We start from the raw sequence: 18,002 nt of genomic DNA, 5'->3' as shown, positions 1-18,002 counted from the left end.
CGCGGCGACCCCGCTGCGACAAATTGCCGCATTCGCAGCCAGACCGCCAAGACCTACAATGCGCGCTTCCCGTCAGCCAGCCCGCGCGCGCCAGATGCGCCTTCCTTCCATGACCACCCACTCCTTCCAGCCGGCCAACCAGGCCCAGGCTGCTGCACGCCGGCAAAGCGCCACCGCCTTGCAAGCGCTGCTGCTGCGCATGCATTTCTATATCGGCCTGTTCGTCGGTCCCTTCATCCTGGTAGCGGCGCTGACGGGCACGCTCTATGTGCTCACGCCCCAGATCGAGTCGCACCTGTACGCCACCCAGCTCAGGAATGCCTCACAAGGTCCGACCCAGCCGCTGGCCGCCCAGGTGCAGGCGGCCCAGGCTTTCCTGGGCCCGCAGGCGCGCCTGTTCGCGGTGCGGCCGGCCAAGGGGCAGGGCTGGAATACACGGGTCATGTTCAGCCAGCCTGGCCTGGGCGATTCGGAAAGCCGCGCCATCTTCGTCGATCCGGTGAGCCTGCAGGTGCGCGGCGACCTGGTCGTCTATGGCACCAGCGGCGTGCTGCCGCTGCGCACCACGCTGGATTACCTGCATCGCAACCTGATGCTGGGCGAGCTGGGCCGCAACTACAGTGAACTGGCCGCTTCCTGGCTCTGGCTGGGGGCGCTGGGCGGAGTATGGCTGTGGTGGCGCGCTCGCGCCCGTGGCCGCGCGCAGGCTTCGCGCCCCTTGACGGCGCGGCGTCTGCATGCGCTGGTGGGCCTATGGATCGTGATCGGCCTGGTGTTCTTCTCGGCCACCGGCCTGACCTGGTCGCGCTGGGCCGGTGAACGGGTCAACCTGATGCGCGCCCAACTGGGCTGGATCACGCCATCGGTCTCGACCCAGTTGCAGCCGGGCGCGCCAGCCATGAGCATGGGCGAGCACGCCGACCATATGGCCGCCCATGGCATGGCGATGGCCATGCCTGCGGTGGATGATCCGGCCCGTTTTGACATGGTGCAGTCGATTGCCCGCGCCGGCGGCATCGACGCGACCGAGATCGAGATCCGCCCGCCGCGCGCGGCGCAGCAAGCCTGGGTGGTGCGCGAGGTGGACCGCTCCTGGCCGACCCAGGTCGATACAGTGGCCATCGATGCCGACCGCATGCGCATCACCAGCCGCGCCGACTTTGCCAGTTTCCCGCTGATCGCCAAGCTGATCCGCTGGGGCGTGGATGCCCATATGGGCGTGCTCTTCGGCGTGGCCAACCAGATCCTGATGGCCGCATTCGGTATCGCCTTGACGGGCCTGATCGCGCTGGGCTACCTGATGTGGTGGCGCCGTCGTCCGGCTGCCGGGGCCAGCCTGGTGCCGCTGTCGGCGGCGTTCATGCAGATGTCGCTGGCCCAGCGCGCCAGCGTGTTGCTGCTGGCGCTCTTGCTGGGCTGGAATCTGCCGCTGATGGGTGCAAGCCTGTTGGTATTCCTGCTGGTGGATGTGATCCGTTATCGGCGCGCAAGGCGCTGAGCAAGCGGATCACGGAGAGCACCGAGATCAGGGATCGGTCGCAATCTGGCCGTCGGCCAGTTGTTCGAACCATTCGCTGCCGCGTTGCACGAAGGTCTGCGACGCATCCAGCCCGAAGGCTCTTTCTTCGGCGCGCCAGCCCAGGCGGTGCACCACGATCTGGTGCGCCTCGATCTGCAAGACATTGAAGGAATTGGCCTCGCCCCGGCCCCGGGTCGAGGTGGCTGTCCCCGCCTGCACGACTAGCGCCGAATAGCCGGCGATGCGGTAGCGTGCGGCGCTGCTCATGGCCGAACTGGCATGCACATGACCGGCCAGCAGCAGGTCCGCGCCGCACAGCGCAAAGGCGCGCATGGCTGGCAAGGCCTGGCCGACCAGGCCATGGTGCTGCGGCCCGGCCGGCAGGTCGAAGGGGTGGTGGGTGACGATGATCTTGACCAGGTGATCGCCTACCGCTGCCAGTTCACGTCGCGCCAGCTCGATCTGCTGGTCATTGACGCGGCCGTGCTGGATGGTCAGCGCTCGCGCAGTATTGATGCCGACCACGGCGATCTCGTCGTCCACGTACAGCGGCTGCAGATCGGGCGTGATATGGCGCTTGTACTTGCGCAGCGGTTGCAGCATCCGCGCAGCCACGTTGAACAGCGGCACGTCATGATTGCCCGGCACTACCAGTTGGGGCTTGGGCAAGGCATCCAGGAACTGGCGCGCCTGTCGGAACTGGCCGCTGCGTGCGCGCTGGGTGAGGTCGCCCGAGACCACCACCAGGTCGGGCTGCAGCTCGTGGATCTGGGCAATGAGCGGCTCGATGATGGCCGGGTCGGTGCGGCCGAAATGCAGGTCGGAAAGATGGATCACGCGGCGCATCAGGATTCTCCCCACAGCTTGTCCAGCAGGCCGCCTGTCGGCGAGCTTGCCGTCGATGCCGGCGCCTGCGGCACGATCACTTCCAGCGAGGCCGGACGGATACGGTAGGACAGCGGTGTCTGCATCAGCTGCACCTCGCCATCGGTGGCCACGCGCATGCGGCGTTTGCGGGTCTCGATGTGGATGTCGGTGGCGGTGAGCATGTCGAAGTCATGGGCTTGGCGCAGGCGTCCGAAGAGCGCATGCAGGGCCAGGCGCAGCAAACCCCAGCGACCTGTGTGGTGGCAGACGTAGAGACTCAGGCAGCCCTCGGTGAGGCTGGAGCGCTTGCCGATGTCCAGGCCGCTCATCAGGTAGGGATTGTTGCCGATGAAGACAAAGGGGGTGCGCCGCCAGTGTTCCTGCCCATCGATGGACAGGCGCACGCGCAGGAAGGGATAGCGCCGCAGCGCGCCCATGGCGGCCCAGGTAAAGGCCAGCCATTTGCCCCGGCCCAGGCGGGCCTGCTGCTTTTCGCGCTCGCGCACGATGTCCGGATACAGCCCCAGGCTGGAATTGTTGATGAAGGCGACGCCATTGACCTCGGCGCTGTCGACTCGCAGCCGGCGCCCGCTGGCGATGTTGGCGATGGCGTCCTCCAGCGTCAGCGGGATGTTGAGGTCCTTGGCAAAGTGGTTCAGCGTTCCCAGCGGCAAGACACCCAGGGCGCTCTGGCAGTGCTGGTCGGCCAGCAGCGTCGATGCGACCGCATTGACGCTGCCATCGCCACCACCCACGGCCACCACCGGCACCCGGTCACGGACTGCCTGGCGCGCCGTGGCGAGCATGTCCTCGCCGCTGCTGGCCAGGTGCACCGTGGCATTGCGGCCGTGGCGAGCGAATTCTGCGCTGATGTGGGCGGCCAGTTCCTTGGCGTGGCCACCGCCGGCCTTGGCATTGATGACGGCGACCACGTCGGGACGGGCCTGCGGGTGGGGAGGTGAAGGGCTGGTCGTGTTCTGGTCTGGCATCCGCAGCTTGTGAGAGTGGGAAAGTCAGTTGGAGCGTGTGCCGCCGTAATAGTGCCGCTGCAGTGTGAAAACCACCGTGGTCCAGAGCGCGAACCAGGCCGTTCCCAGCAGCATCGCCCCCATAACATCGCTGAGGAAATGCGCGCCCAGATAGACGCGGCTGAAGGCCGTCAGCGCCACCATCAGCAGGGCCGCGCCGACGACGGCCAGTTGCACGCCGCGTTGGCCGCCGCCCAGGCGTCGGCTGAGGGCGTCCGAGAGCGCGGGCTGATTCAGTACATAGGCCGCCACCATGGTGTAGAGCAAGGTCGCGCCGATGGTGTGGCCGCTGGGGAAGCTGTAGCTGTGCAACACCAGCAGGGGATCCTCGAAACTGGGGCGCAGCCGCGCAAACAGATGCTTGAGCAGGTAGTTCAGCAGCATGCCGCCTGGCAACACCAGCAGCAGGTCGATCACCCACGGCCACTGGCGCGCGCGCACCATGTGGCGCAACAGCAGCCCTCCCATCACCAGCACACCGATGGTGCCGTGCAGATGGGTATAGCCCAGCACCAGTTCGGTCAGGGGAGAGAAGGCGCGCTGGTTGAACCAGTCGGCCAGTTGCTGATCCAGGCGCGTGAGCGCGCCATGGGTATGGACTTCATAGGCAATGAGCGCGAACAGCAGGGCCGTGGAGAGCACGGCCAACAGACCCGTGCTCAGCGGCAGGCCCAGATGATGGTCACGCGCCAGGCGGGCGCGCAGGAAGCGCTTGAAGGCGCCGGGGGAGCGGGGGGCGGAGAGATGTCGTTCTGTCATCCGCCCATTCTAGCGTCTCCCGCGGGGGATGCGGCAAGGCCGGCTCAGTGCTGGCTAAGGGCTGGTTCAGTTCGCCTCAGGCGCAGGGATCGTTGCCCAGGGCGACGGCGCGCAGGGTCGGCAGGTCGCACAGCTCGACGTCGCGGTGGTTGACCTCAATCACGCCGGTCTTCTTGAAGTTGGTCAGCAGGCGGCTCACGCTTTCCACCGCCAGGCCCAGATAGTTGCCGATTTCCTCGCGCGTCATGCGCAGCTGGAAGCGGGTGGAGGAATAGCCGCGGCTCATGTAGCGGCTGGAGAGATTGAGCAGGAAGGCGGCCATCTTCTGTTGCGCCGTCATGCTGCCCAGGGTCAGCATGACGCGTTGTTCGCGCGAGATCTCCAGGCTCATCATGCGATGGAACTGGCGCAGCAGCGTGGGCATGTCGCGGAACAGGTCTTCCAGGCTGGCAAAGGGGATCTCGCACACTTCGCTGTCTTCCAGCGCCACCGCCTCGCACAGGTGGTGACCGGCGCCGATGGCGTCCATGCCCAACAGTTCGCCGGCCATCTGGAAGCCCGTGATCTGCTGGCCGCCATTGGGATTGTGCTGGAAGGTCTTGAAATGGCCCAGGCGGATGGCGTAGAGCATGTCGAACTTGTCATTGAGGCGATACAGGGTCTCATCGCGCTTGACCTTGCGGCGGCGGTTGATGACCTGTTCCAGCCGCTGCATGTCGCCCTGGTCCAGGCCCATGGGCAGGCACAGCTGGTGCATGCTGCAGGCCGAACAGCTGGCGCGCAGCGCATGCAGGTTGACCGGGGGCGGCGAATGCTTGTGGGTGGAAGCGGGTAGGCTGGACATAACGGTTGGAGTTCCTCTTTGTTGTGGCAGCGTCGGCTGGCCAGGGCTTGGCGTGATGATTTGTGCTTGCACCACAATCTCATGCGGCTGCGCTGCTGTATTTTCTGTCTAGTTTTACCACAATTCCCGCCAAATTGACGCATTGAGCGGGAGGGAGAGTGAAACTTTCATCGGTTCACGCAGATAGGTACTTTTCAGTTACGTGAGAATATCTTCCTGACAACTGGGAAAAAATGGTCTATTTGACCAGTTTCAACACCTCCCTGAATTGCGCATGGCTGCTCTGTCCCAGCCATTCGTAGGCCACCATCTCCAGCGTCACCGGCACCGCACCGGCGCCGCGCAGGCGCGCGAAGGCAGCGTCGCGGTCGGCCGGGCGGCGCGAACCGCAGGCCTGCAGCAGCGGATAGACCTGGTAGCCGGCTTGCAACAGCGACAACGCGGTCTGCAGCACGCAGATATGCGCCTCGCAGCCGCTGACGATGATCTGCCGCGCCTGCGGCGGCAAGGTGGCCGCCAGCCCATCGGCGCAGGCGTCGAAGTGCTGCTTGGCCAGCGTGCTTTCGCACAGCCGGGCGATGTCGGGATGATTGGGGCCGAGCTTGTCCGGCATCTGCTCGGTGGCCAGCACCGGCACGCCGAGCAGGCGCGCAATCTCGGCCATGCGCACGGCCTCGGCCAGGACCTGCGGCCCTTCATGGATGGCAGGCAGCAGCTTCTGCTGGAGGTCGACGATCAGCAGGACGGATTGGCGGGCATCGATGAGCATGGGGCCTCTTGGTTGGGCTGCTGGGCTGGCGGGTTGGCAGGAATTGAAGGTGTTGTGTCATTGACGCCAACTGGGCGCGCTCCGACAATTTTTCCATCAAAGACCGTCCGGAGCAAATCGCATGACCATTACCACCTCCACCGCCGTCCCGGCCAGTGCTCCGGATGCTTCCGGCCCGCGCAATGCTCGCGTGCTGGCGCTCTGCCAGGGCTTGTTCACCTGCGCCATCTCGATCGACCTGACCCTGACCGCATTGACCGGCTGGCAACTGGCCCCGGACAAGTCCCTGGCGACCTTGCCCTTTGCCTTGATCACGGTGGCCGGGGCGGTGGTGACCTGGTTTGCCGCCTTCCTGATCCAGCGCCTGGGGCGGCGCTGGTCCTTCGTGCTGGGCGCGGCCAGCTGCTGCGTGGGCGGGCTGGTGTCGGTGTGGTCGGTGTGGCAGGGCCACTTCTGGAGCTTCTGCGCGGGTACGGCGCTGGTGGGGGTGTTCCAGGCATTTGCCCAGTATTACCGCCTGGCCGCCGCCGACGCCGTGCCGGAGGCGGCCAAGAGCCGCGCCATTTCCACTGTGCTGGCCGGCGGTGTCATCGCCGCCCTGGTGGGCCCGGCGCTGGCGGCGTGGAGCAAGGACTGGATTCCGACGGCGCTGTTTGCCGGGGCCTACCTGGTGGTGGCGGCCATGGGCTTGTTGTCGGTGCTGGCCTTGCTGCTGTTCTATCGCGATCAGCCGGTGGCGACGGTGCGCACAGAGATGATGGATGCCGCCCCGGCGCGCGCGCTGGGGCAGATCGTGCGCACCCCGGTCTTCATGGCCTCGGTGGCCAACAACGTGGCCGGTTCCATGGTGATGATGTTCATCATGACCGCAGCACCCCTGGCGGCAGTGGCCTGCCATCATGGCATCGATGACGGCGCCGCCATCATCCAGTGGCACCTGATGGGCATGTATGCGCCATCCTTCTTCGCCGGGCGGCTGGTGCAGCGCGTGGGCCTGGGACCAGTGCTGCTGGCCGGGCTGGCGATGAACCTGGGCTGCGCCGTGGTGGCGATGCTCTCGACGACCCTGCCGGCCTTCTACCTGGCCTTGCTGTTGCTGGGAGTGGGCTGGAATTTCATGTTCGTTGGCGGCACCACGCTGCTGGCGCAGTCCTATACGCCCTCGGAGCGGGCCAAGACCCAGGGCTTCTCGGAACTGCTGCGCTATGCCGCCACGGCGCTGGCCACCCTCGGGGCAGGACCCTTGCTGGCGCGCTTTGGCTGGCAGACGCTCAACCTGGCCATCCTGCCGGTGCTGCTGCTGTCGGCCCTGGCCACGCTGCGCTGGATGATGGTGCAGCGGCGCGCCGCCACGCTGCAGCCAGCCGGGCTGCGCTAACATCCTTGCCTGGTCTTCTTTCGCCCATCCCATGAATTCCGTCCACCCGCCACGGCGCGTCGTCTTCCTCGCCTATGCTGGCATGAACCTGCTCGACCTGTCCGGCCCCATGCAGGTGCTGGCCACCACCAATCGCCTGCAGGGCCGCGAAGTCTATCGCCTGCACGTGGTCTCGGCCCAGGGCGGGACCATCCTCACCAGCGCCGGATTGCCGGTGGGCACGCAATCGCTGCAGGAGATGGACAGGCTGCTGGAGGTCGCGCCGGACCTGCATACGCTGGTTTCGCCGGGCGGCAGCAGCGGCGACCAGTTTCCGCTGGATGCCGCGCTGGTGGCCTGGATACGGCAGCACGCGGAGGCGGCGGTGCGGATCTGTTCAGTCTGCACCGGCGCCTTCCACCTGGCCGAGGCCGGGGTGCTGGATGGCTTGCGCGTGACCACCCACTGGGACTGGGCGCAGGAGTTGCAACGTCGATATCCTGCCTTGCAGGTGGATGCCGACCCGATCTATATCCGCCAGGGGCGCATCTGGACCTCGGCGGGCGTGACGGCCGGCATCGATCTTGCGCTGGCGCTGGTGGAACAGGACCTGGGCCACGCCAGCGCCATCGCCACGGCGCGCCAACTGGTGATGTTCATCAAGCGTCCGGGCGGGCAGTCGCAGTTCAGTACGCCGCTGGCGACCCAGTCGACCGGAGCAGGGCGCTTTGCCGAGCTGCACGCCTGGATCGCCGCTCACCTGGCCGATGACCTGCGCGTAGAGAACCTGGCGCACCAGGCCGGCATGAGTCCGCGCACGTTTGCCCGCCTGTATGTGGCCGAGACCGGCCGCACCCCGGCGCGCACCGTGGAACTGATGCGACTGGAAGCGGCGCGTCGCGCCCTGGAGGAAACCCGGCTGCCCTTGAAGCGCATCGCCAGCCAGGCCGGCTACGGGGAGGAGCAGAACCTGCGGCGGGTATTCCTGCGCCAGCTGGGAGTGAGCCCGGGCCAATACCGGGAGCGCTTTGCCGCTGCGCCGGCTGCCTTGAGCATGGCTCAGGCAGAACCTGCTGCCGGCTGAGCTTCCAGCGAGCCCAGGTTGGCCAGCGCATCCAGCCACCATGAGAGCGCCGGTCCGGCGCGATGATCCGGCTTGTAGACGCACTGGATCGGCAATTCGGCTCCCTGCGGCGGGTGGTGGATGGTGCTGATGCTCACCAGGCGACCTGCGGCGAGGTCTTCCTTGACCACATGCAGGGGCATGTTGCCCCAGCCCATGCCCGCGCGCAGCAGCGCGTGCTTGGTGCCCAGGTCGCTCATGCGCCAGGTCAGGCGCGAATGCACCGAGAAATCCTGGCGCGCCGTCAGTTCGCTACGGTCGCTGAGCACCAACTGGGTCTGCTGCAGCAGCATCTTCTCGGCGATCCTGCCCTTGACCTTGGCCAGTGGATGATGCGGAGCTACCACCGCCACCAGCCGTACGCTGGGCAGGGTGATGCGCATCAGGTTGGGCGGCGTGGTCGGCAAAGTGCCCAGGATGCCCAGCATGGCGCGGCCATCGATGACCCGTTCGGCCACCGCGCCCAGGGCTTCCACCTCCAGCCGCACCGTCACCGCCGGGAAGGCGGCGCGAAAGCGTTGCAGCAAGTCCACCAGGCAATCCAGCGGAAAGAACACGTCCACCGCCAGCGCCATCTCCAGTTCCTGCCCGCGCGCATAGGAACTGGCCCTGACCTGCAGCGAATCCACATGGTCCAGCACCTGGCGGGCATCGGCCAGCAGCGCCTCGCCGGGCGCGGTGAGCTGCGGCCGGTAGCCGCTGCGGTCAAACAGCAACAGCCCCAACTGCTCTTCCAGCGAGGCAATGGCATAGCTGACCGCCGACTGCGCCCGCGCCAGCTTGCGGGCAGCCGCCAGGAAACTGCCGCTGTCGGCCACTTGCACGAAGACCCGCAACTGATCCAGGGAAAGACGCTCGATATTCATGGGATGGGCCCGCAGGGGAGGAAGTGGGGGGAAATGAAACTATATCTAAAAATCAGATCATGATTATAAAAAGATAATCAGTTTTATGTTGGAAGAAACTTGCCTATTCTGTCGTCACTGGCTGCAGCAAAACGCAAATGCAAGCGCGCAAACATGAAGCCGGGGGCCATGCAACACATCAACACATGGCAAGGCAGATGAACAAGAACACTTACCAAGACATTCACACCCAACATTGAGAGGCTCACCATGATCACCCACTACTCCACCTACCGTATCGGCCGCGTCCTGCTGGCTTCGCTGTTCGTCATTTCCGGCATCTTCAAGATCATCGGCTTTGCCGGCACCGTGGGCTACTTCGGCAGCCTCGGCCTGCCGCTGCCGACCCTGGCGGTGCTGGCCACGATCCTGGTCGAGGTCGGCGGCGGACTGCTGCTGATGACCGGCCGAGGTGTGCGGCCGGTCTCGCTGGTGATTGCCCTCTTTACGGTGGGCGCAACCCTCTCGGCCCACCATTTCTGGACGCTGGAAGGCGCCGCCGCCCAGGGCCAGATGATCCACTTCCTCAAAAACGTGGCCCTGATCGGCGCCTTGCTGCTGGTTTCCTCCATCGATCCGGAAGCCCAGCCTGAGCAGGCCCGCTGATCTGAAGCGGCAGTTCTGATCCACCGAATCCACCGCAGCAACCGAATCAACCGCTCCCGCCCAAGAGGCGGGAGCCAGCAAGGAGAATGAAGATGAGCACCTCCCTCTATACCCGCCAGATCGAACGCCTGGTCAACGGCATCCCCACCCAGGATGGCGCTGGCGTGAGCCTCACCCGCGTGCTGACCCACGACCTGCAGCGCCGTCTGGACCCCTTCCTGATGCTGGATGCTTTCCATTCCGACGAACCCAGCGATTACCTGGCCGGTTTCCCCGACCATCCGCACCGTGGCTTCGAGACCGTGACCTACATGTTGGCCGGGCGCATGCGCCATCGCGACAACGCCGGCAACGAAGGCCTGCTGGAGCCAGGCGGCATGCAATGGATGACCGCAGGACGCGGGCTGGTGCATTCGGAACTGCCGGAGCAGGAAAACGGCCTCATGAGCGGCTTCCAGCTCTGGGTCAACCTGGCCGGCAAGGACAAGATGACCGAGCCGGGTTACCAGGACATCCCGGCAGCCGGCATCCCGGAGACCTCCCCGCAACCGGGCGTGAAGGTGCGCGTGCTGGCCGGCAGCGCCTTTGGCACCGACGGTGCGATCCGCCGCGAGACCACCGAGCCGCTCTACCTGGACCTGGCGCTGGAAGCGGGCACCACGCTGGAGCTGCCGATCCCGGCCACGCACAATGCTTTCCTCTACGTGTATGAAGGCGCCCTGGCAGTGGGAGGAGCCGATGGCGAAACCCGCCCGGCCGAGGCGGGACGCATGGCCGTGCTGTCCAATGTCCCTGGTTCGGCGGGTGTGACGGTGCGCGCCGAGCAGGCTAGCCGCTTCCTGCTCATCGCCGGCAAGCCGCTCAATGAGCCCATTGCGCAGTGGGGACCGTTCGTGATGAACACCCGCGAGCAGGTCGAGCAGGCCATCGATGATTTCCGCGCAGGCCGCTTCTGAGAATTTCTGAGCATTTCCGAGATCTTCAGCGCTGCCGCGCACTTGAATCCAGGCGGGCGTCTGCCTGACGTCCCGCCCCACCAGGAGAACACCATGAGCAACATCCGCCACAAGATCCACGGCCTGACCCGTGACATCGGCTTCCCCGTGCGCCGCCTGCTGCCGGCAGCCGCTGCCCGCACCGTCGGTCCCTTCGTCTTCTTCGATCACATGGGACCGGTGGAATTCGACGCCGGCACCACCGAAGGCGATGTGCGCCCGCATCCTCACATCGGCCTGGCCACCGTCACCTACCTGTTTTCCGGCGCGATGATGCACCGTGACAGCCTGGGGGTGGTCCAGCGCATCACCCCCGGTGCGGTGAACTGGATGGCGGCAGGGCGCGGCATCGTCCATTCCGAGCGCATTCCCGACGATATCCGCGAGCAGAAGGTGCCGGTGCACGGCCTGCAGATGTGGGTGGCCTTGCCGGCCGAGCAGGAGGACGGCGCACCGCTGTTCCACCACTATGCGGCCGACGAGATGCCCGATACAGTGGTCGGCGGTGCGCGCCTGCATGTGCTGGCCGGCTCGGCCTTTGGCGTGAGCTCACCGGTGCAGACCGCCAGCCCCACGCTCTATGTGGCCGGCAGCACCACGGATGGCGCTACGCTGGAGATCGCCGCCGAGGTGCAGGAGCGCGCCGTCTACGTGGTACGTGGCGAGGTGAGCCTGGATGGCGAGCGGCTGGAAGCCGGTACCCTGGCGATCCTGGAGCCGGGTGCGGCGGTGACTTTGCAGGCCGAGGGCGAGACCGTCTTCATGATCCTGGGCGGCGCGCCGCTGGATGGCCCGCGCTTTGTGTGGTGGAACTTCGTCTCGACCTCGCGGGACAAGATCGAGGCGGCTAAGCAGGCCTGGAATGCGCGCGACAAGTCGGTCTTCCCCGATATCCCGGGTGAGAGCGAGTGGATTCCGCTGCCGGCGCACTGAACGGTCCATACGCCGGCTTGAAGTAAAAACGCCTGCCGCATTTATTGCGGCAGGCGTTTTGTTGTTACTACTATGTCGCCGGCTGCGGCGCTCAGAGCAGACCGATGATGCGCCCCATTTCAGTGATGTAGGGGCTGTCCCGCAGGACCTGGTTCTCGATGCTGTCGGCAGCGCGGCGCAGGGCGTGCCAGGAGTCGCGCACCGATTCCTCGTGCGGTTGGGCATGGCTCAGGTGCTGCCGCAGGCGGGCGATGTCTTCGCGCAGTTGTTCGGCTTCGGCGCTGCCGGCGGGCAGCTTTTCCAGTTCGGTCTCGAACTGGCCGACCATGTCCAGCAGGCGCTGGTGGTCGAAACGCGGGGTTTGCGCAGGCTCGCTCATAGATTCTCCTTCGGTGATTGACCGGCGTCCATCATAGGCGCATTGGCGCCGGTGCGGCAAAAAAAGCGGTCGGGGTTTGCCCGGCATCAAGTTCTCCTGTTTGGTTGCAGAGGGACGCACTAAGTTCCAGCGCCGGCAGCCGCCCATGCTTTGTTACACTGGCGGCTGTTTTTGCGCGCGGCGCACCCTGCGCCGCCATTGCTGATCCTGATTCATGACTCCACACGACGATTCCCTGGCCTGGCTCACCTGGCAGACTGGCTCCACCCAACAGCAGCTGCGCTGGCATTCCGAGGCCGGCAATCCGCCTCCCAAGCGGGTGCAGGAGGCCGATGACCAGATCGCCGCCGATACCGCCTACAAGCTTGCCTGCGAAGGTTGCGGCCTGCTCTGGCGGGGCGACTTCCAGAACGCCCGCCAGTTGCTGCAAGCGCTGGGCCGGCGCATCGACAAGGCGCGCGAACGCGCCTTGGCCAAGGCCAAGGACAAGCCCGCTGCCGGCGCGGTTACCGGGGCTGGTGTTGCGGCCCAGGCCTTCCATCAGCGTCGCCAGATGCAGGCCCAGCGCGCCCGCATCCTGGGCATGCTGCTCATCCCGGTCGAGCCCGGCTTCGTGGTGCCGCTGCGGCGCGCGCCAGATGTCCAGGCAGCCTGCCGCGAAGCCTATGCACCGGCCCTGGCCGATACCGCCTTCGCGGTCTCGCTGCGGGAACTGCAAGGCCTGATCGGTGCGCATGAATGGCGCAAGAAGGGCGTCGAGATCGGCGCGCTGGGTGCGCGCATCCATCCCTGGTATGGCGTGTTCTCGCCGGTGCGCGGCGAGTATGTGGACCTGGTGGCGCAGGCCGCCTTGCCGTCCACGGAACTGGCCTTCGATATCGGCGTGGGCAGCGGCGTGCTCTCGGCGGTGCTGGCGCGGCGCGGCGTGCGCAAGATCGTGGCCACCGACATGGACCCGCGCGCACTGGCCTGCGCCCGGCAGAACCTGCAGCAGCTGGGCCTGCATCAGCAGGTGCAGTTGCAAGAGGCCGATCTCTTCCCCGAGGGCCGGGCGCCGCTGGTGGTGTGCAATCCACCGTGGCTGCCGGCGCGTCCCAGCTCGCCCATCGAACATGCGGTCTATGACCCGGACAACCGCATGCTGCTGGGTTTCCTCAACGGTCTGGCGCAGCATCTCACGCCGCAGGGGGAGGGCTGGCTGATCATGTCCGACTTTGCTGAACACCTGGGCCTGCGCGCGCCCGGCATGCTGGCCGAGGCCATCGCCAAGGCCGGCCTGGTAGTGGCGGGACGGCATGACATCAAGCCGCGCCACGGCAAGGCCGTCGATCGTGACGATCCCCTGCATGCCGCCCGCAGCAAGGAAACCACCACCCTGTGGCGCTTGCGCGCCCAGGCCTGACCAGAGATTCCCGTCCGTCCAGGAGCCGCTCATGACATCGTCCCGCCTGTTTGCCATCCTCCTGTGTGCGCTTGCGCTGCCGGCGACCGCCCAGGTCACCACACGCGACCTCGGCGGCCATTACGGCACGCATCAGCAGGCCGTGCCGGTCCCGGTGCCCGTTCCGGTGCCGGACACCTTCAATCGCAACGCAGCGCCCAGCGAACCCATCACCACCAGCGGCAACAGCTGCACCTGCCAGGTGGCCGAGACCAGCGGCGGCGCCTGCATGATCTTCCTGCGCACCAATGCGGCGGACTGGATCGCCAGCAACGCGCCGCAGACGCCGCTGCGTTCCTCGGCCAGCGGACGCTACTACGATGCCCCCTTTGCCCTGGCCGCCAGCGCCTGCGCCGGGCGCAAGGTCGCGCCTGGCGGTATCAAGGTGCATTGGCTGGATCGCCGCAGCGCCATTCTGGAATGGAAGTAATCCTGCTTCAGACCGCCTCGGCCGGCGCTTTCCAGGCCGGGAAATCCAGCACCACGGCGAAGTGGCCCACCGGCAGATAGGCAAAGCGCAGTTCGCCGCCGTGGGCGCGCATGACTTCTTCGACGATGGACAGCCCCAGGCTGGCCCCCATGCGCTGCTCGCCACGCGGCGAGAAGGGCTTGCGCAGGCGTTCCCAGTCGGCCGCCGGAATGCCCGGACCATCGTCGATGAAGCGCAGCCAGTGGCGCTGGCCGTCGCTTTCCAGGCGTACCTGCAACAGGCCGGGCGCGCCATATTGCAGGGCGTTGTCGAGGATGTTCTTGATCGCCTCGCCTAGGCTGATGGCGTCGCCCCGGATCAGGCAGGGTAGCGGCGGCACGTCCAGCGACAGATCGTGGGGCGTGCGGCTGCGGTTGGAGAGCACTTCCGTCATCTGCGAACGCACCAGCTCGCCCAGGTCGATGCGGGCCTGCAGGCTGCTGTCATTGCGATGCTGGACCATGGCATGGTTGATCAACTGGTTCACCAGCGCGCCCAGGTTGCGGGTGCGCTCACGCAAGAGCGTGAGGTGGCGCTGGCGCTTTTCCTCGTTGTCTTCAGTGGCCAGCAATTCCATCTGGGCCACCAGCGCGGTCACGGGCGTGCGCAATTGATGGGCGGCGTCGCCGATGACGCGGCGCATGGTCGTGCGATGCACCGCCAGCCGCTGCATGAAGGCATTGATGGCCGAAACCAGTGCATGCGTTTCCGCCGGCACGGTCAGCACCAGTGGCGAGAGGTCGTTGAGATCGCGTTCGCGGATGGCCGCTTCGATACGTGTTAACGGGGCCAGTGCTTGGTAGAGCGTAAACATCGCTGCCACCAGCGTGAGCACGCTCATGGCCACGATCACCACCAGCGCCCGGCTGCCCAGGCTCTGGGCGAAGGACATGCGGGCGTTATTGGTCTGCGCCAGCACGATCACGGCCCAGGGATGCGGGCCTTCGACCGGCATGCGGCGGCCGATGATGGCCATGCGCACCGGCGTGCCCAGGTATTGGCCGTCACGCAGCAGCGGCCCCTGTTCCAGCTCCTGCCAGGGAATCTCGGGGCGGAATTCGGCGTCGCCGGCGATGACCCGGCCACGCGGATCGAACACCGCATAGATGGCATGGTCGCCGGTGCCCAGCATGGACAGCGCCGCCAGGGGCACATCGACATTGACCTCGCCATGGTCGTACCAGGTGTTTTCGGCGATCTGCAAGGCGCTGCCGGCCAGGATGCGGTCGTAGGCTTCGCGCGCGGCGAACTGGGTGGAAATCCAGATGGCGATCAGCAGCGCCGCCGCGCTCACCAGCAGCACCGCACCCACCCGGATGACCAGGCGGGTGTAGAGCGAACGCCCGGCGATGATGTGTTGCGTACGGCCCTGCATCAGTGCAGCGGACTGGTGTTGGAGTGGGCGGCCGCGCCGGACTCGGCCGGCGCGTGCAGCACCAGCTGGTAGCCCAGTCCGCGCAGGGTGCGGATTTCAAAGGCGGCCGCTGCCAGCTTCTTGCGCAGGCGTGCCACGTATTGCTCCACGCTGTTGGCGCTGGGATTGTCATCGACCGTGAAGAGCCGGTCCATCAATTCATCCTTGTTGAAGATGCGGCCAGGACGGGCGGCGATGATTTCCAGCAGCGTCACCTCGCGCCGGGTCAGCTCGATGGGCTGGCCGTCCAGGGTGGCGCTGCGGCTCTTGCGGTCGATCGACAGGTTGGCGCAGTGCAGCAGGTTGGTCGATTCGCCGCCGCTGCGGCGCAGCAGCACGCGGATGCGGGCATCGAGTTCGCGGAAATCGAAGGGCTTGACCAGGTAGTCGTCCGCGCCCAGGTCCAGGGCGCGCACCCGCTCCTCGATCTCGGCGCAGGCGGTCAGCATCAGCACCGGCGTATGTTGTCCGCGCGTGCGCAGTTGCTGCAGCAGGCTGAAGCCGTCCTGCTGCGGCAGCATCACGTCCAGGATCAGCAGGTCATAGGATTCGGAGAGGCGGCGGCTGGCTTGTGCGCCATTGCTTTCCCATTCCACGGTATGGCCGATGCGGTTGAGGTGGGTGACGATGGCCTCGGCCACGTCGGCAGTGTCTTCGACCAGCAGGATGCGCATGGGATCTCCGTTGTTGTTGCGATGCCGCAGCTGTGGGCGCTGCTTGGGCAGGCGCCATTGTATGCCCTAACCGTAACGGAAAAACAAGCGTCAGGATTTAGTCAGATTCGTTACAGCTTCGCGGCCTAGCATCCTCTCCAACATAAATCCTATAAATCATTTGGAGACTTGCATGAGCGACCATGCCCAAGGTGCGTCGAGCATCGACCCATCGCGCCCGCTGCTGGAAATCGACCGTGTCACCCTGCAATACAAGACCACCGATTCGTTGGTGACGGCCACGCAAAGCGTGAGCTTCAATGTCCATCCGGGCGACCGCTACATCCTGCTGGGCCCCTCGGGCTGCGGCAAATCCACCTTGTTGAAGGCCATCGGCGGTTACCTGCAGCCGACCTCGGGTGCGATCCGGCTCAAGGGCAGGGAAGTGCACGAGCCCGGTCCAGACCGCATGATGGTGTTCCAGGAATTCGACCAGCTGCTGCCCTGGAAGACCGTGCGCCAGAACGTCGAATTCGCGCTGCACGCCAGTGGCCGCCTGCAAGGCCGTGCCGCCGCCGAGCGTGCCGAGTACTACATCAGCAAGGTCGGCCTGGCCAAGTTCATCGACAGCTATCCGCACATGCTCTCCGGCGGCATGAAGCAGCGCGTCTCCATCGCCCGTGGCATGGCCATGGAGCCGGATGTGCTGCTCATGGACGAACCCTTCGCCGCCCTCGATGCGCTGACCCGCCGCAAGATGCAGGACGAGCTGCTGCGCCTGTGGGACGACACCCAATTCACGGTGCTCTTCGTGACCCACTCGATTGAAGAAGCGATCCGCGTGGGCACCCGTATCCTGCTGCTGACACCCCATCCCGGCCAGGTCCGCGCCGAACTCAACAGCATCGATCCGTCCCAGCTTGGCACGGCTGCCCAGGCCGAGCTGGAAACCCGCATCAACGACATGCTGTTCGCCCATCACTGAGCCGCGCCGGAGACCTCATCATGCACACCAATCTGCCCTTCGTCCGCCCGGAAATCCTGGTGGACCCCAATCCCAACGCCACCGCTGAAGTCCAGCGTCCGCTGTCGGCCTTCGAGTCGCTCTACCGCATGGGCTGGCTGCGCAAGACCGTGATCCTGCTGGTGCTGGCGGCGATCTGGGAAGTCTATGGCCGCTGGCTGGACAATGCCTTGCTCTTCCCCAGCTTCAGCGAGACGGTGCAAGCCTTCCTCTCCGGCATCGGCAGCGGCGTGCTGCTGGAGCGCGCGGCGGTATCGATGCAGACGCTGCTGGTCGGCTATGGCCTGGGCATCCTGCTGGCCGGGCTGCTGACCACGGTAGCCATCAGCTCGCGCATCGGCAATGACCTGCTGGAAACCCTGACCTCCATGTTCAACCCGCTGCCGGCCATTGCGCTGTTGCCGCTGGCGCTGATCTGGTTCGGCCTGGGCACCGGCAGCATCATCTTCGTGCTGGTGCACTCGGTGCTGTGGGCGGTGGCGTTGAACACCCATGGCGGCTTCCGCGCTGTTTCCAACACGCTGCGCATGGTGGGCCAGAACTATGGACTGCGTCGCTTCTCGCTGGTGAAATCCATCCTCATTCCGGCTGCCTTCCCGAGCATCCTCACGGGTCTCAAGGTGGGCTGGGCCTTTGCCTGGCGTACGCTGATCGCAGCCGAACTGGTCTTTGGCGTGTCCTCCGGCGCGGGTGGCCTGGGCTGGTACATCTTCGAAAACCGCAACCAGCTGGAAACGGCCAATGTGTTCTCGGGGCTGTTCTTCGTGATCATCATCGGCCTGGTGGTCGAGAACCTCATCTTCGCCCAGATCGAAAAGCGCACCATCCGCCGCTGGGGCATGCAGCACTGAGCCGTCGGGCCTTGTCTGCAGACAAGGTCCGCGCGAGCCATACATCAATATCCAACAATCCATACA

General features: G+C 65.9%; 19 protein-coding genes. 10 read left to right on the top strand and 9 right to left on the bottom strand.

Annotation, left to right across the window (positions count from 1 at the left end; all coding sequences use genetic code 11):
• The first annotated feature begins 94 nt into the window (after positions 1-94).
• Positions 95-1,498 (top strand): PepSY-associated TM helix domain-containing protein, encoded by a 1,404-nt coding sequence (locus BGK68_RS20340; RefSeq protein WP_083657949.1) that lies wholly within the window; start codon positions 95-97, stop codon positions 1,496-1,498.
• A 27-nt stretch (positions 1,499-1,525) separates the two neighbouring features.
• Here the strand turns inward: BGK68_RS20340 and BGK68_RS20335 are convergent, their stop codons facing one another.
• From BGK68_RS20335 to BGK68_RS20315, 5 genes are all read right to left on the bottom strand, one after another.
• Positions 1,526-2,365 (bottom strand): metallophosphoesterase family protein, encoded by an 840-nt coding sequence (locus tag BGK68_RS20335; RefSeq protein ID WP_075258581.1) that lies wholly within the window; start codon positions 2,363-2,365, stop codon positions 1,526-1,528.
• On the bottom strand, positions 2,365-3,375 hold the full coding sequence (locus BGK68_RS20330) for a diacylglycerol/lipid kinase family protein (protein WP_075258580.1): 1,011 nt from the start codon (positions 3,373-3,375) through the stop codon (positions 2,365-2,367). The genes BGK68_RS20335 and BGK68_RS20330 overlap by 1 nt, the downstream gene beginning before the upstream one ends.
• 24 nt (positions 3,376-3,399) lie before the next feature.
• Positions 3,400-4,173, bottom strand: coding sequence for a phosphatase PAP2 family protein (locus BGK68_RS20325; RefSeq protein ID WP_075258579.1), 774 nt, complete (start codon positions 4,171-4,173; stop codon positions 3,400-3,402).
• 76 nt (positions 4,174-4,249) lie between these two features.
• Complete coding sequence (gene fnr, locus BGK68_RS20320; protein ID WP_075258578.1) at positions 4,250-5,017, bottom strand: fumarate/nitrate reduction transcriptional regulator Fnr; 768 nt, start codon at positions 5,015-5,017, stop codon at positions 4,250-4,252.
• A gap of 238 nt (positions 5,018-5,255) precedes the next feature.
• The gene (locus BGK68_RS20315) at positions 5,256-5,786 is read right to left on the bottom strand and encodes an isochorismatase family protein (RefSeq protein ID WP_075258577.1); all 531 of its coding nucleotides are present in this window, start codon (positions 5,784-5,786) and stop codon (positions 5,256-5,258) included.
• A gap of 121 nt (positions 5,787-5,907) precedes the next feature.
• Here BGK68_RS20315 and BGK68_RS20310 point away from each other — a divergent pair, with 121 nt between their 5' ends.
• Positions 5,908-7,164 (top strand): MFS transporter, encoded by a 1,257-nt coding sequence (locus tag BGK68_RS20310; protein WP_075258576.1) that lies wholly within the window; start codon positions 5,908-5,910, stop codon positions 7,162-7,164.
• 31 nt (positions 7,165-7,195) lie between these two features.
• On the top strand, positions 7,196-8,227 hold the full coding sequence (locus BGK68_RS20305; RefSeq protein WP_075258575.1) for a GlxA family transcriptional regulator: 1,032 nt from the start codon (positions 7,196-7,198) through the stop codon (positions 8,225-8,227).
• Here BGK68_RS20305 and BGK68_RS20300 read toward each other — a convergent pair.
• Positions 8,203-9,132 carry a LysR family transcriptional regulator gene (locus BGK68_RS20300; protein WP_013234512.1) on the bottom strand — a complete coding sequence of 310 codons (930 nt, stop codon included), beginning with the start codon at positions 9,130-9,132 and terminating at the stop codon, positions 8,203-8,205. The genes BGK68_RS20305 and BGK68_RS20300 overlap by 25 nt on opposite strands.
• 249 nt (positions 9,133-9,381) lie before the next feature.
• On the opposite strand from BGK68_RS20300, the gene BGK68_RS20295 reads away from it, so the two are divergent.
• The 3 genes from BGK68_RS20295 (at position 9,382) to BGK68_RS20285 (ending at position 11,705) form a co-directional block, all read left to right on the top strand.
• Complete coding sequence (locus tag BGK68_RS20295) at positions 9,382-9,777, top strand: DoxX family protein (protein WP_013234511.1); 396 nt, start codon at positions 9,382-9,384, stop codon at positions 9,775-9,777.
• Positions 9,778-9,869: 92 nt separating this feature from the next.
• Positions 9,870-10,733 carry a pirin family protein gene (locus BGK68_RS20290; protein ID WP_075258574.1) on the top strand — a complete coding sequence of 288 codons (864 nt, stop codon included), beginning with the start codon at positions 9,870-9,872 and terminating at the stop codon, positions 10,731-10,733.
• A gap of 93 nt (positions 10,734-10,826) precedes the next feature.
• Positions 10,827-11,705, top strand: coding sequence for a pirin family protein (locus BGK68_RS20285; protein WP_075258573.1), 879 nt, complete (start codon positions 10,827-10,829; stop codon positions 11,703-11,705).
• Between the two features lie 91 nt (positions 11,706-11,796).
• Here the strand turns inward: BGK68_RS20285 and BGK68_RS20280 are convergent, their stop codons facing one another.
• Positions 11,797-12,084, bottom strand: coding sequence for a hypothetical protein (locus tag BGK68_RS20280; RefSeq protein WP_041310772.1), 288 nt, complete (start codon positions 12,082-12,084; stop codon positions 11,797-11,799).
• A gap of 214 nt (positions 12,085-12,298) precedes the next feature.
• On the opposite strand from BGK68_RS20280, the gene BGK68_RS20275 reads away from it, so the two are divergent.
• Together BGK68_RS20275 and BGK68_RS20270 are read left to right on the top strand one after the other, a co-directional pair.
• Positions 12,299-13,486 (top strand): methyltransferase, encoded by a 1,188-nt coding sequence (locus BGK68_RS20275; RefSeq protein ID WP_075258572.1) that lies wholly within the window; start codon positions 12,299-12,301, stop codon positions 13,484-13,486.
• A gap of 31 nt (positions 13,487-13,517) precedes the next feature.
• Entirely contained in the window at positions 13,518-13,955 is a 438-nt protein-coding gene (locus tag BGK68_RS20270; protein ID WP_075258571.1) for a hypothetical protein, read from the top strand.
• 7 nt (positions 13,956-13,962) lie between these two features.
• Here BGK68_RS20270 and BGK68_RS20265 read toward each other — a convergent pair whose 3' ends face one another.
• Complete coding sequence (locus BGK68_RS20265) at positions 13,963-15,369, bottom strand: sensor histidine kinase (protein WP_075258570.1); 1,407 nt, start codon at positions 15,367-15,369, stop codon at positions 13,963-13,965.
• Positions 15,369-16,082, bottom strand: a complete 714-nt coding sequence (locus tag BGK68_RS20260; protein WP_075258569.1) for a response regulator transcription factor — start codon at positions 16,080-16,082, stop codon at positions 15,369-15,371. Before BGK68_RS20260 ends, BGK68_RS20265 begins: the two co-directional genes overlap by 1 nt.
• A 172-nt stretch (positions 16,083-16,254) precedes the next feature.
• On the opposite strand from BGK68_RS20260, the gene BGK68_RS20255 reads away from it, so the two are divergent.
• Positions 16,255-17,046, top strand: a complete 792-nt coding sequence (locus BGK68_RS20255) for an ABC transporter ATP-binding protein (protein WP_013234504.1) — start codon at positions 16,255-16,257, stop codon at positions 17,044-17,046.
• Between the two features lie 20 nt (positions 17,047-17,066).
• Complete coding sequence (locus tag BGK68_RS20250) at positions 17,067-17,936, top strand: ABC transporter permease (protein ID WP_075258568.1); 870 nt, start codon at positions 17,067-17,069, stop codon at positions 17,934-17,936.
• The last annotated feature ends 66 nt before the right edge of the window (positions 17,937-18,002 follow it).

Origin of the sequence: Herbaspirillum camelliae (assembly GCF_001929405.1) — a bacterium.
Classification (GTDB): domain Bacteria; phylum Pseudomonadota; class Gammaproteobacteria; order Burkholderiales; family Burkholderiaceae_D; genus Herbaspirillum; species Herbaspirillum seropedicae.
Note: the sequence above shows the minus strand (reverse complement) of the source record. Positions and strands in the feature narration are given on the sequence as shown.

Coding starts and splice junctions, on each gene's coding strand:
- BGK68_RS20340 (WP_083657949.1), top strand. CDS start 95: ATGCGCCTTCCTTCCATGACCACCCACTCCTTCCAGCCGGCCAACCAG.
- BGK68_RS20325 (WP_075258579.1), bottom strand. CDS start 4,173: ATGACAGAACGACATCTCTCCGCCCCCCGCTCCCCCGGCGCCTTCAAG.
- BGK68_RS20310 (WP_075258576.1), top strand. CDS start 5,908: ATGACCATTACCACCTCCACCGCCGTCCCGGCCAGTGCTCCGGATGCT.
- BGK68_RS20295 (WP_013234511.1), top strand. CDS start 9,382: ATGATCACCCACTACTCCACCTACCGTATCGGCCGCGTCCTGCTGGCT.
- BGK68_RS20300 (WP_013234512.1), bottom strand. CDS start 9,132: ATGAATATCGAGCGTCTTTCCCTGGATCAGTTGCGGGTCTTCGTGCAA.
- BGK68_RS20285 (WP_075258573.1), top strand. CDS start 10,827: ATGAGCAACATCCGCCACAAGATCCACGGCCTGACCCGTGACATCGGC.
- BGK68_RS20270 (WP_075258571.1), top strand. CDS start 13,518: ATGACATCGTCCCGCCTGTTTGCCATCCTCCTGTGTGCGCTTGCGCTG.
- BGK68_RS20255 (WP_013234504.1), top strand. CDS start 16,255: ATGAGCGACCATGCCCAAGGTGCGTCGAGCATCGACCCATCGCGCCCG.
- BGK68_RS20260 (WP_075258569.1), bottom strand. CDS start 16,082: ATGCGCATCCTGCTGGTCGAAGACACTGCCGACGTGGCCGAGGCCATC.
- BGK68_RS20265 (WP_075258570.1), bottom strand. CDS start 15,369: ATGCAGGGCCGTACGCAACACATCATCGCCGGGCGTTCGCTCTACACC.
- BGK68_RS20315 (WP_075258577.1), bottom strand. CDS start 5,786: ATGCTCATCGATGCCCGCCAATCCGTCCTGCTGATCGTCGACCTCCAG.
- BGK68_RS20280 (WP_041310772.1), bottom strand. CDS start 12,084: ATGAGCGAGCCTGCGCAAACCCCGCGTTTCGACCACCAGCGCCTGCTG.
- BGK68_RS20275 (WP_075258572.1), top strand. CDS start 12,299: ATGACTCCACACGACGATTCCCTGGCCTGGCTCACCTGGCAGACTGGC.
- BGK68_RS20250 (WP_075258568.1), top strand. CDS start 17,067: ATGCACACCAATCTGCCCTTCGTCCGCCCGGAAATCCTGGTGGACCCC.
- BGK68_RS20305 (WP_075258575.1), top strand. CDS start 7,196: ATGAATTCCGTCCACCCGCCACGGCGCGTCGTCTTCCTCGCCTATGCT.
- fnr (WP_075258578.1), bottom strand. CDS start 5,017: ATGTCCAGCCTACCCGCTTCCACCCACAAGCATTCGCCGCCCCCGGTC.
- BGK68_RS20290 (WP_075258574.1), top strand. CDS start 9,870: ATGAGCACCTCCCTCTATACCCGCCAGATCGAACGCCTGGTCAACGGC.
- BGK68_RS20335 (WP_075258581.1), bottom strand. CDS start 2,365: ATGCGCCGCGTGATCCATCTTTCCGACCTGCATTTCGGCCGCACCGAC.
- BGK68_RS20330 (WP_075258580.1), bottom strand. CDS start 3,375: ATGCCAGACCAGAACACGACCAGCCCTTCACCTCCCCACCCGCAGGCC.